Raw genomic sequence first — 12,623 nt, forward strand, 5'->3', positions numbered from 1 at the left:
AATTTGCGCAGTATAAATTATTTTCATGTAATATCATTAATGTGTTGATTGTTAGTTTATTAAATTTTGTTTTCCGTTTAAATACTCGTTTTTATTCTCCAATTGCGCAATTGTATTGCGTAGATGATAAACACTTTCTTATATTTAGTTCAGCTTTAATGATCAGAATTTACCCTGAAACTCAAATTGATTAAAAATGGCCGTAAATAAATTAGCGCTCATCCGGTACAAAACCATCGACGATTGTTTGAAGAATCGTTTCCGTAAATGGACATTAGAGGATATTATCGAAAAGGTATCGGCAACGCTGTACGAACTGGAAGGAATTACCACGGGTGTAAGCAAGCGGACCATTCAGGCAGACATCCAACTGATGCGGAGCGACAAATTGGGCTACAATGCGCCAATTGTGGTAAAAGATAAACGCTTTTATGCTTACGAAGACCCAGCTTTCAGTATTACAAAAGCCCCGATTAATAATGCCGATGTAGATAAAATGAAGGAAATTGTTGGCGTACTCAAGCAGTTTAATGCCTTTAATTATTTCGACGAAATGAGCGATATGATTGCCCGCTTAGAAAATAACCTTTACAAATCGACCAAACAGAGTGGCAATAATATCCAATTGGAAAGCAATAAGCTGGTTAAAGGTTTAGAGTGTATCCCACCATTGTACCAGGCTGTTTTGAACAAACAATCGCTATTGATTGAATATAAATCTTTCAAAGCGCAACAATCGCAGCAAGGGATTTATTATCCCTATCTGTTAAAAGAATATCGCAACAGGTGGTTTTTAATCTGCAAGGCTAAAAAACGGCCAGGAATATTAAACCTGGCATTAGATCGGATTATAGAATTTCAGGAATTGCCCAACGAAACGTTTGTTGCCTACCAAGGGGTAGATTTCGATCGGTATTATGAAGATCTGATTGGTGTAACGAAAAACGAACGCGATCGTGCGCAAAAAGTAATCCTCGAGTTTACCAACGATCATGCGCCTTATGTGCTAACGAAACCTATGCATCAATCACAAGTGGTATTGAGCAAAAATGAGAAAACTACCACTTTCAGGATCGATGTGGTGTTGAATTATGAACTGGAACGCGAAATTTTAGGCTTTGGAGAGTGTGTTAAAGTACTTTCGCCACGATTGCTAATCTCAAAAATTAAAAGGCGTTTAGCACAAACGCATCAGCAATACAATAGCGTTGATGAAGAAAATTTTGTAAAGCGCTCAGGAAACTAGTTAAACGTTTTAGTAATTGAATTCTTATTTGTAATTTGAATTCAATTATGTTCAAGACCAAATATATTCTCGCTTTTTTAATGTGCTGTTCGATAAGTACTTTCGCTCAACAGCCTACGCCTCAATGGAGGCCGACTTATCATTTTACAGCACCATCAAATTGGTTAAATGACCCAAACGGGTTAATTTATCTGAATGGTGAATTTCATCTTTATTATCAGTACAACCCATTCGAAAATAAATGGGGGCACATGAGCTGGGGCCATGCCACCAGTAAAGATCTGGTGAACTGGAAACATCTTCCGGTTGCTATTCCCGAAAAAATAACAAAAGATACGACTACCATGATTTTTTCGGGTTCGGCTGTGCTGGATAAGCGCAATGTAAGCGGATTGGGAAAGGGAAAAGCGCCGGTTGTCGCTTTTTATACCGCAGATCTTCCGAAGCAGCGCAACGAATCGCAGTACATGGCCTATAGCAACGATGGCGGATTAAGCTTTACCAATTATGCGAAAAATCCCATCATCGATTTAAACAAAAAAGATTTCAGGGATCCTAATGTCTGGTGGCATGAAAGCACTCAGCAATGGATCATGACTGTTGCGATGGTAGATGAGCATCAGGCAAGGTTTTATGGCTCAAAAAACTTAAAAGACTGGACCATGCTGAGCGATTTTGGGAAACAAGGTAATCAGGGGAGTGGCTGGGAATGTCCTTTTATTATTCCTCTGGCTGTTGATGGAAATAAAGACAATACTAAATGGGTGTTGGCCATTTCATTGTTCGGGCCAAAAGGACCAACAATGCAATATTTTGTCGGCGATTTTGATGGCAAGACCTTTAAAAACGATAATGATGGAAAATTAACCTTGTTGGTGGATGAGGGTGATTCTTTTTATGCGGCCATTCCCTGGAACGATGCACCAAAACGCCAAAGAATTTTATTGGGCTGGTTACAGCCCGGCGGTAAAGAAACATTCCCATGGAAAGGACAGATGTCTATCCCGAGAGATTTAGCCTTAAAAACTACACCCGAAGGAATTCGCTTGTTTCAGCAGCCTGCTAGCTTAATTGGTGATAACATGAAAAAACATTCAGGTGGTAAAGTAATCACCAGGCAAAACCTTATTATCGATCAGCATATCGACTTAGGCACCAGCCAAAATTCCTATTGGATTGATGCCGAATTTTCTGTCAGCGATGCTGAAAAAATAGGTTTTAAACTTGCTCAGCTAAAAGATGAGAAAGGAAATGTTGTTAAGGAAGTAGAAGTTGGCTATGATGCTATTAAAAAACAACTTTATGTTGATTGCACACGTTCAGAGAAAGGGATTAAAAATGATAAGAACATCATTCAAACTGCAGCCGTAAATTCGGTAAATGGTAAAATTAAACTTCAGGTGCTGTTTGATAAATCTTCGTTAGAAGTTTTCGGAAATGCTGGCGAAAAGGTAATTAGCACGATGATTTTTCCCGATGAAAAAGCCACGGGTTTAGCTGCTTTTTCCAACGGTGGTAAAGCGGTATTAAATAAGCTTAAAGTTTGGGATATGAGCGGGAGGAAATAAGGATTGAATAAGGGAATGATTGAATCTCTCATTCAATCATTCTCTTATTCAATTTAACTCTTAAACTCACTGGTTTTATGGAACTCAATATCAGGATAATCCTGTTTCGTTAAATTAATCATGTATTCACTATCTGCCAGATAAACCGGATTAGCTTCTTTATCGAAGCCGATGTGCTGTTGTTTACGTTTTACAAATTCATCCAGTTTCTTTCTGTCGGTAGAAGTTACCCAGCTCGATCGGGTATAACTCAGCGTACGGAAACGACATTTTGCACCATACTCATGCTCTAACCTGAAATTAATTACCTCGAACTGAAGTTCACCAACGGCACCAATCACTTTTCTGTTTCCGGGTTGCATCACGAATAACTGTGCCACACCTTCATCGGTTAATTGTTCAATACCTTTTTCCAGCTGTTTAGTACGCATGGGGTCCATGTTTTCCACCTCTTTAAAAATTGAAGGAGAGAAACTAGGAATTCCCTTAAACTGCAGTTTTTCGCCTTCGGTTAAAGTATCACCGATTTTAAAGTTACCGCTATCGTATAAGCCCACTACGTCGCCCGGCCAGGCCTCTTCCACAATACTTTTTTCGTTCGCCATAAAATCCATCGGGTTAGAGAACTTTAATTTCTTATCCTGACGGGTATGGTAATAGAATTTATTGCGTTCAAATTTACCTGAACAGATTCTTAAAAAGGCAATTCTGTCGCGGTGTTTCGGATCTAAGTTCGCGTGGATTTTAAACACAAATCCGCTGAAATTTTTCTCTTCCACCAATACATCACGTTCTTCAGCTTCCCTGTGTCTGGGACTTGGAGCGATATCAATAAACGTATCTAAAAGCTCTTTTATCCCAAAATTATTGATCGCACTACCAAAAAACACAGGAGCAACCAGACCATCGGTATATAAATCCTTATCTATCTTACCATAAATGCCGTCAACCAATTCAACATCATCTTTTAAGGTATTGATTTCGTTTTCTTTCAGGTAATTTAATAAAGATGGATCATTTAAATCACTTGCCGCCACAACCGAATCAGTTACTTTGGTTTTATCCGAATTGAATAAATTTAAATGTTTGTTGTAAATGCTGTAAACACCTTTAAAAGTGTGTCCCTGGCCAATAGGCCAGGAAAGCGGGCAAAGGCTGATGTTTAGTTTTTCTTCAATTTCATCTAGTAAATCGTAAGCCTCTTTACCCTCGCGGTCCATTTTGTTGATGAAAATGATTACCGGAGTATTACGCATACGGCAAACCGACATCAGTTTTTCCGTCTGTTCCTCCACACCTTTCACACAGTCGACCACTAAAATCACACTATCCACTGCTGATAACGTTCTGTAGGTATCTTCAGCAAAATCCTTGTGACCAGGTGTATCCAGAATATTAATACGTTTACCACTGTATTCGAAACCCATTACCGAAGTGGCCACCGAGATACCACGCTGCTTTTCGATCTCCATAAAATCGGAGGTATTACTTTGGTTCGCTTTGTTCCTTTTTACCGCCCCGGCAGTATTAATGGCGCCACCAAAAAGCAGAAACTTTTCTGTCAGTGTGGTTTTGCCCGCATCGGGGTGACTAATAATGGCAAAGGTTTTACGTTTTTCTATTTCAGGGTTAAGCATAATAAAATTTTGGGTGTAAAGATTGATGAAACCTTGTTAAAGGAATTTAACAGCGATAAGATTTGAATATTGTTGCTTCATCAGGCCGCAAAGATAAGAAAAAGCTTTATCATTAATTGTTAGGTTGTTGTATTGTTTTATAGTGTGGTTGAATAGATTTAGAAAAGCAGGGACAGTGGTTTTTTTGTTATTACAGTCCTGCCATACACTATAGTCCCGACGAATCCCGATGTAAAATCGGGACGGGAGCTGTCGTTTCTGTCAGGTTTAGGTTGCTTTTGCAGTAATTCTATTAAGATTTTTTATTCTGGCTAACTAAGACTGTGTTGATTAAACAAATGCTTAAATCAAAAATTATCCTCCGAAAATTTAATTTTCTCATCAATCATTGTTTAGTTTTGTGCTAAAATGTTTAGCTTTATTCATCCCTCCGTTTATTGTAAACTAAAATTTTACTGCCGATGCCCACTTTAGAAGAAACTTCTATGCCTGCAGAAATTGCGGCTAAATTTGTTAATTATACCTCGAAACACGTTTTTTTGACTGGAAAAGCAGGTACAGGTAAAACAACTTTCTTACGGAAACTGATTAAACTTACACATAAAAAAGCCTTAATTGTGGCACCAACCGGTATCGCTGCAATCAATGCATCGGGGGTAACGATCCATTCGCTTTTCCAACTTCCATTCGGTTCTTTCTTCCCAGATGCTGCCGGAGGCTTGATCAATGAAAATATCAATTTCAACTTCAATACGCCAAAAACTTTAGTAAAACATTTAAACATGCAGGGCAATAAACGCCGCATGTTGCAGGAACTGGAGTTGCTGGTCATCGACGAGGTGAGTATGTTGCGGGCCGATATGCTCGATGCCATCGATTTTGCTTTACGTTATGTACGCCGGAACAGAAATCTTCCGTTCGGCGGGGTACAGTTGTTGTTTATCGGCGATTTGCACCAGTTACCGCCTGTAGTCAAAAACGATGAGTGGCGCATCATGGCCAAATTTTATAAGAGCATTTATTTTTTCGATGCCCTGGCCCTGCAGGACAATCCACCAGTTTATATCGAACTGGATAAAATTTACCGTCAGGATGATTCGGTATTTATCGATCTGCTGAACAACCTTCGGAACAATAAAATTACGACTGAAGATACCGCTTTACTGAGACAGCATTTTAAGCAAGATTTTAAACCTGCGGCCGATGAAAACTACATCACATTAACCACGCACAACAATAAGGCAGATAGCATTAACCGCGAAAGACTAGCCCAGCTGAAAAGTAAATCTTACTTTTTTGAAGCAAAAATTCAGGGCGAATTTAATGAATACGCTTACCCGAATGATAAAAGTTTAGAGCTAAAGGTTGGTGCACAAGTGATGTTCATTAAAAATGATATGACAGCCGAGAAAAGGTACTACAATGGCAAAATCGGCGTGGTACATCATATCGAGAAAGATATCATTGAAATTGAACTCCCTGAGGATAGGACAGTCATAGAGATTTCCCGTTATACCTGGGAAAACGTAAAATATAAGCTGGATGAAGCAAGCAACGAGATTAAGGAAAATGTAGCTGGTTCATTTATTCAATATCCTATTAAACTAGCCTGGGCGATAACCGTACATAAAAGCCAGGGTTTAACCTTTGATAAAGCCATTATAGATGTTGGTGATGCTTTTGCGCCAGGTCAGGCTTATGTGGCCTTATCGCGCTTACGCTCATTAAAAGGTTTGGTTTTAACTTCTCACCTGCGCGATAGTGGTTTACAACAAGATCAGAATGTGCATTATTTTTCTAAAACGAAGCAGCCATCAGAAGTACTGAACGAACAGATCAGTATAGAAAGTTATACTTTTATCCGCAGTTACCTGCTTGCTGCATTTGATCTGAATCTGATCCGCTACTATTTAAAAGAGCACCGTCAGACGTTTGATAAAAGTGAAAAATCGGCCAAGCAGAAACATGAAGATTGGACCGATACTATTTATACCGACTTTCAAAAAATAACGGCAACAGCGGATACATTTGTGAATCAGCTGAAAAATCTCTTCGCACAGCAAACCGAACATACTTTATTTAATGTATCGAAAAGGGTAGAGGCTGCTTTAAAATATTTTAATCCGCTGGTTAAGGAGATTTCAGATCGTTTTTTGGCTCAAATTGAAGTGATAAAGGAAGAAAAGCAAATTAAAACTTATGTTACCGAACTGTTAGAACTCGAAATTCTGGTATATGAGCAATTGAAAAAAATGCATAAAAGCAAAGCCTTGTTGCAGGCACTCATTGCAGGGAAAGAGTTTAGCAAAGCCGATACCGATGCATTGTTAAATACAGTTGAAAGAAATAATCAGCTCCAAAAGGCAATCCAGTTAAAAGGCGAAACACTTAAAGTAAAGTCAGCAGCTGAGAAAAAGAAAAAAGAGCCAAAAACCGACACCAAGCTGGTCAGCTTTGAGCTTTACGAGCAGGGCAAAACCATTGATGAAATTGCAAAAGAACGTGGTTTTTCTGCCGGTACTATTGAGGGCCACCTGGCTTATTATGTTTCAACCCAACAATTGGATGTAACCAAACTGGTAAAGGCAAATAAGATCAGAAATATCAGTGATGCGGTGGAGAGCCAGAAAACAAAATCAATGGCTACAATAAGGGAGTTTTTGGGGAAAGATTATTCTTTCGGAGAGATTAAACTGGTGCTGGCATCGTTGTTTCCATCAGAAGAATAGGACGAGTTTTAACCACAGAGAGAACAGCGTGAGGCACGGAGAACACAAAGGATCATGGAAGAGGATTTATTAACTAGAATATGATCGGGCTTGCTATAGATATTTATACTGGTCTCGGACCAGATTTGCTAGCGCGCGTTTATAAAGAATGATTGTTCTATAAATCTGATCGTCATGCTGAACTTGTTTCAGCATCTTTTCTGCCAGATAGACCCTGAAATGAATTACCTTCGGTGAGCTCGCTAAGGCTCGGTTCAGGGTGACGACTGTATGTTTAAGAATTACAGCACATTTTTCCCAAAATAGATTATTTATCTATTGAGCTTATAAACTTTATTGTTAATGGGTACTAAAACATCTCCGTTTTCTCTGGGGCAAACTTAGCCCACTCTGTGGTTTTAAGCTACAAGAAGATTCTGTTTTCTTGTGTAAAACTTTGTCTCTTTTGTGGTTAAACCTTAAAATTATTTATCTTAGCATTCGTGGAAAAGGTTAAAGTTTTAGCGCAGTACATGCCCGAGCCAGCGGCACCGCTAATTGCAAAGTGGATAGATTATTTTCAGTGTGAATTTAAAATTGCCAAAACCCGTTCTACAAAACTAGGCGATTACCGTCATCCTTATCAAGGTAAAGGCCATCGCATTTCGGTGAATTTTAACCTCAACCATTACGCTTTTCTGGTTACTACCGTACATGAGTTTGCCCATTTACTCACCTGGAACGATTTCAAGAATAAAGTAAAACCACATGGCTCAGAGTGGAAGAAGAATTTCCAGCGCATGATGGTTCCTTTTTTTGACATGAATATCTTTCCTGATGATATCCATAGAGCGATTGATAACTATATGTCTAACCCGGCGGCTTCAAGTTGTTCCGATCTGCATTTATCGCGTGCTTTAAAAAAATACGATAGCAATAAAACCGAGACTTTACATTTAGAACAATTGCCCATTAATACCACTTTTAAAATCAAAGATGGCCGGCGCTTTACCAAAGGCGAAAGAATCAGGAAACGGTATCGTTGTATTTGTTTGGATGATAAACGATTGTATTTGTTTAACCCTTTAGCCGAGGTTCTTGTGGTGGAATAAGATTAGCTGATATTAAACTAATTGATTAACTTTAAGTTATGGAAAAGATTTTTGACCGTATATACATTGATGCAAATATTTGTAGTGGTAAGCCAATTATAAGAGGTAAAAGAATTACTGTGCAAACGATAATGGAATTTTTAGCAGCAGGTGAGACTTCGGAGGAAATCTTGAAGCAATACCCATCTTTGGAAGCTGAGGATATTACTGCTTGTATGCTATATGCAACTGAATTAATGAACCATAGTTTTATAATTAAGCAAGCTGTAGCTTAATGCAAAAAGTTTTTCTTATTGATGTAAATTTGCCAAGATTCTTTTCTTTGTGGAATTCTGAAGAATATGTCCATCAATATGAGCTTGGCGATGAATGGTCGGATACCGAAATCTGGAAATATGCTCAATTAGAAAACTTAACCATCATTACTAAAGACAGTGATTTTTCCTCACGTATTTTGCTACACAATCCTCCCCCAAAAGTTATTCATATTAAGTTAGGAAACATGAAAATGAACCGGTTTCATGATGTTCTTACTAACCTTTGGCCTCAGATAATTGAACTTAACAAAGATTTTAAATTGATTAACGTCTTTATTGATCGGATTGAGGGGGTAAAATAATTTAAACAAACTTAAACTCATCCCCATCAAATAAGCCCTTATCACTCAATTTTAAGTGAGGGATCACCAATAAAGCCATAAAAGAAAGCGTCATGAAAGGTGCAAGTAGGGTAGAACCCAGGTCCTTTGCAAACTGATCTATGGAGGTATAACTTTTTGCAACCTCGTAGCCATTATGATTGCTCATCAAGCCTGCTACCGGTAAGGCCAGAACTTCTTTTTTCCCATTGCCCAATGCCACTACACCACCAGTTGCTGCAATTACCAGATTTACGGCTTCGCAGATACTTTTATCATCGGCACCAAGGGCAATAATGTTATGACTATCATGGGCAACACTTGATGCAATGGCACCCTGTTTTAAGCCAAAGTTTTTTACAAAGGATATTGCAATAGGTGCATCGTGATAACGGTTTACCACTACCATTTTCAAGACATCGTTTTCCAGATCACTAATGATATTTTGATTTAAAACTTTTGGTTTGGCCGATAACCTGTTGGTAATCAATTGCCCGTCTAATGCTTCAATAACAGGGATTTCTTTTTGTCCGGTAAATGGATATGTAAAATCTTCTACCTTTTTCAAACTGCAGTCGAAGTGGTTTACCGACTCGCGATCCTCGACATGTTTTACCCAATTACCTATTGTTTTTCCATTTTCGGCAAGCAATAACCCATTGATATAGGTTTGTTTTACCTTGAAGTTTTTTAAATCTTCAAGTACAATAAAATCAGCATCATCATTGATCTGGAGTGAACCAACATCCAATTTATAGTGTAGGATAGGGTTAATGCAGGCTGCTTTAAGGATATGGAATATGTCGATTCCTTTTTCTACTGCCCTTGCGCAAAGCTGATTAATATGATTTTCAACTAAACTATCAGGATGTTTATCATCGCTGCAGAACATCATCATTTCTGGCCAGTCGTTCAGCAGATCGATCAGTGCTTCGAAATTTTTGGCGGCGCTTCCTTCGCGGATCAGGATTTTCATGCCACGTTGCAATTTATCCAGTGCCTCTTCTGCAGTAAAACATTCGTGATCGGTAGAAATTCCGGCATTAATGTATTGTTGAACCGCATCACCGCGTAAGCCTGGGGCATGTCCGTCAACAGGTTTTCCCAACTGGTGCGCAGCGGCAATCTTTTTTAAAACTTCTTCATCTTTATAAAGCACACCTGGGAAATTCATCATTTCGCTGAGGTATTTTATTTCCGGACGTTCTAAAAGTGCCTTTACATCATCGTGATTTAATTCAGCGCCAGCCGTTTCGAAAACCGTAGCCGGAACGCAGCTTGGCGCCCCAAAATTAAATTTAAAAGGAACGGTATTGCCATTTTCAATCATAAATTCCACACCTTCCATCCCACAAACATTGGCAATTTCGTGCGGATCGCTAATGGTTGATACTATTCCATGAACAACCGCCAACCGCGCAAATTCACTTGGAATTAACATGCTGCTTTCGATATGCACATGGCTATCGATAAAGCCTGGGGAGATAAAATGCGCTCCTTCTTTCTGTTCAGAAATTTTGGTGATTGATTTTATTTTTCCATCTTCAACGGCTACTTCGCCAAAGAAAATATTCCGCTTGGTGATGTTGATGATATTCCCTTCGACTTTGAAATTGCCCATATATTCTTTATGTTTAACTGGTTAATTGTATAAATTGGTTAACTGTAGATTTACCTTAGCAATTAACCGATTTGAACAGTTTATACAATTAACCTTCTCAATATTTCAATAATTTATCAATCGTTTCGGCTAGTCTTGCTTTAGCTAGAAAATCTTCTTCTAATATTTTACTCATTGGAATGGCGGTATCTAAGCTCGCACAGCGCATTACAGGAGCATCCAGATAAGCGAAACAGTGTTCGCCAATCCAGGCAGATAGCTCGGCCCCAAAACCATTTGTTAAGGTATCCTCATGCAAAATTAAAACCCTTCCGGTTGCTTTAACTGCTGCGCTTACAGTTTCCTTATCCCAGGGCTGTAATGTACGTAGGTCAATTAATGTAGCACCACTTTCCGGATATTGCTCCATATAATCTAAAGCCCAGTGTACGCCCAGTCCGTAAGTAATAATCGTGAATTTATCTCCTTCAGCAAGCCTAACGGCTTTACCAATTTCTGTCGTATAATAACCATCAGGAACAGGAGCGCTTAAACTTCTGTAAAGGTATTTATGCTCAAAGTAGAGCACTGGATTTGGATCTTCGATTGCAGCAAGCAGTAAACCTTTCGCATCTTCGGGGAAAGCTGGATAAACGATTTTCAACCCTGGTGTTTTGGTAAACCAGGCTTCATTGCTTTGTGAGTGGAATGGACCAGCACCTGTTCCGGCACCTGTAGGCATACGCACCACCACATCAGCTTTTTCGCCCCAGCGGTAATGTGTTTTGGCCAGGTTATTCACAATCTGATTAAAGCCTACAGTTACAAAATCGGCGAATTGCATTTCTACAACTGCTTTATAACCATTTATAGACAGGCCTAAACCTGCACCGACAATGGCCGATTCGCAAATTGGGGTATTGCGCACTCTGCCTCTGCCATATTTGGCTGTAAAACCATCTGTAATTTTAAAAGCCCCACCATAATCAGCAATGTCTTGTCCCATTAAAACCAGATTAGGATACTTTTGCATGGCCAGGTCCAGTCCATCTGTTATCGCATCCAGGTATCTTTTTTCAGTTGAAGATTCATCGGGCTGAATAACCTGCTGCCTGTATGGGAAATACATATCGGTCTCTTCCTGATCAGCATTAGCTATCGGCTCATCCTCGTTAAAAGCTTCTTCAATTTCCAGCTCTATATCTCTTTTTACTTGGATTTTGATGTCGATAACGGTATCCGGTGTTAAAACACCCTGCTCAATTAAATACGCTTCATAATTATTCAACGGATCCTTCTTTTCCCATTCATCAAATAATTCTTGCGGAACATATTTAGTACCTGATGCTTCTTCATGTCCACGCATTCGAAAAGTAAGGCATTCTACCAAAACCGGCCTTGGATCTTTTCTGATTTCCATAGCCAGTTGGTTGATGGTATCGTAAACTTCTAAAATATTATTCCCGTCGATCTGTATGCCCTCTACGCCATAACCAATGGCTTTATCCACCAGGTTTTTGCATCTGAACTGCTCTGATTTTGGAGTGGAAAGGCCGTATCCGTTATTCTCAATTAGAAAAATAACGGGAAGATTCCAAACTGCGGCAACATTTACCGCCTCATGAAAATCGCCTTCGCTGGTTGCGCCTTCTCCGGTATAAACCAAAGTAGCGTGGGGCTGGTTGCGTAAAACATCCGCCAGCGCGATGCCATCGGCTAAGGCCATCTGCGGACCCAGGTGGGATATCATCCCGATGATTTTATATTCTTGCGTACCGAAATGAAAGGAGCGGTCGCGGCCTTTGCTAAAACCGGTAATTTTGCCTTGCCATTGAGCCATTAATTTTTTTAAAGGAATATCACGTGAAGTGAAAACACCCAAATTGCGGTGCATGGGTAAAATGTACTCATCACTTTGCATGGCTAAAGTGCTGCCCACTGCAATGGCTTCCTGGCCAATGCCCGAAAACCATTTACCAATTCTGCCCTGACGCAAAAGCTTGAGCATTTTATCTTCAACCATCCGAGGGTAAAGTAATCTTCTGTATAAGTTCAGTAAGAACTTGTCGTCTTTATCACCTCTTTTAAATTGCATATCTGGTTATTTTGACTAAT

Annotated in this window: 9 protein-coding genes; 6 read left to right on the top strand and 3 right to left on the bottom strand. The window is 39.4% G+C overall.

Translation table 11 applies throughout. The features are described 5' to 3' along the window. The first annotated feature begins 196 nt into the window (after positions 1-196). A complete protein-coding gene (locus AC07YT_RS11575; protein WP_086547997.1) occupies positions 197-1,246 on the top strand; it encodes a helix-turn-helix transcriptional regulator in 1,050 nt (349 codons plus the stop codon). 47 nt (positions 1,247-1,293) lie between these two features. Further along, complete coding sequence (locus AC07YT_RS11580) at positions 1,294-2,814, top strand: glycoside hydrolase family 32 protein (RefSeq protein WP_086547996.1); 1,521 nt, start codon at positions 1,294-1,296, stop codon at positions 2,812-2,814. 53 nt (positions 2,815-2,867) lie between these two features. On the opposite strand, the gene AC07YT_RS11585 is transcribed toward AC07YT_RS11580, so the two are convergent. Further along, entirely contained in the window at positions 2,868-4,451 is a 1,584-nt protein-coding gene (locus tag AC07YT_RS11585) for a peptide chain release factor 3 (RefSeq protein WP_056094020.1), read from the bottom strand. A gap of 461 nt (positions 4,452-4,912) precedes the next feature. On the opposite strand from AC07YT_RS11585, the gene AC07YT_RS11590 reads away from it, so the two are divergent. The 4 genes from AC07YT_RS11590 to AC07YT_RS11605 all read left to right on the top strand — a co-directional run bounded on the left by AC07YT_RS11590 (position 4,913) and on the right by AC07YT_RS11605 (position 8,890). Next, positions 4,913-7,180, top strand: a complete 2,268-nt coding sequence (locus AC07YT_RS11590; RefSeq protein ID WP_086547995.1) for a helix-turn-helix domain-containing protein — start codon at positions 4,913-4,915, stop codon at positions 7,178-7,180. 482 nt (positions 7,181-7,662) lie between these two features. After that, positions 7,663-8,271, top strand: coding sequence for a SprT-like domain-containing protein (locus tag AC07YT_RS11595; RefSeq protein ID WP_494945322.1), 609 nt, complete (start codon positions 7,663-7,665; stop codon positions 8,269-8,271). 38 nt (positions 8,272-8,309) lie between these two features. Further along, complete coding sequence (locus AC07YT_RS11600) at positions 8,310-8,546, top strand: DUF433 domain-containing protein (RefSeq protein ID WP_086547994.1); 237 nt, start codon at positions 8,310-8,312, stop codon at positions 8,544-8,546. Beyond that, a complete protein-coding gene (locus tag AC07YT_RS11605) occupies positions 8,546-8,890 on the top strand; it encodes a DUF5615 family PIN-like protein (RefSeq protein ID WP_086547993.1) in 345 nt (114 codons plus the stop codon). Before AC07YT_RS11600 ends, AC07YT_RS11605 begins: the two co-directional genes overlap by 1 nt. A 1-nt stretch (position 8,891) precedes the next feature. Here the strand turns inward: AC07YT_RS11605 and ade are convergent, their stop codons facing one another. Continuing rightward, positions 8,892-10,529 carry an adenine deaminase gene (gene ade / locus AC07YT_RS11610; protein ID WP_086547992.1) on the bottom strand — a complete coding sequence of 546 codons (1,638 nt, stop codon included), beginning with the start codon at positions 10,527-10,529 and terminating at the stop codon, positions 8,892-8,894. Between the two features lie 97 nt (positions 10,530-10,626). Further along, positions 10,627-12,603, bottom strand: a complete 1,977-nt coding sequence (locus tag AC07YT_RS11615) for an alpha-ketoacid dehydrogenase subunit alpha/beta (protein ID WP_086547991.1) — start codon at positions 12,601-12,603, stop codon at positions 10,627-10,629. Positions 12,604-12,623 lie beyond the last annotated feature (20 nt).

It is taken from the genome of Pedobacter sp. GW460-11-11-14-TSB4 (assembly GCF_059423705.1).

Excerpts from the sequence above, each read along its gene's own strand:
- AC07YT_RS11600 (WP_086547994.1), top strand. The coding sequence starts at position 8,310 with ATGGAAAAGATTTTTGACCGTATATACATTGATGCAAATATTTGTAGT.
- AC07YT_RS11605 (WP_086547993.1), top strand. The coding sequence starts at position 8,546 with ATGCAAAAAGTTTTTCTTATTGATGTAAATTTGCCAAGATTCTTTTCT.
- AC07YT_RS11585 (WP_056094020.1), bottom strand. The coding sequence starts at position 4,451 with ATGCTTAACCCTGAAATAGAAAAACGTAAAACCTTTGCCATTATTAGT.
- AC07YT_RS11580 (WP_086547996.1), top strand. The coding sequence starts at position 1,294 with ATGTTCAAGACCAAATATATTCTCGCTTTTTTAATGTGCTGTTCGATA.
- AC07YT_RS11590 (WP_086547995.1), top strand. The coding sequence starts at position 4,913 with ATGCCCACTTTAGAAGAAACTTCTATGCCTGCAGAAATTGCGGCTAAA.
- AC07YT_RS11575 (WP_086547997.1), top strand. The coding sequence starts at position 197 with ATGGCCGTAAATAAATTAGCGCTCATCCGGTACAAAACCATCGACGAT.
- ade (WP_086547992.1), bottom strand. The coding sequence starts at position 10,529 with ATGGGCAATTTCAAAGTCGAAGGGAATATCATCAACATCACCAAGCGG.
- AC07YT_RS11615 (WP_086547991.1), bottom strand. The coding sequence starts at position 12,603 with ATGCAATTTAAAAGAGGTGATAAAGACGACAAGTTCTTACTGAACTTA.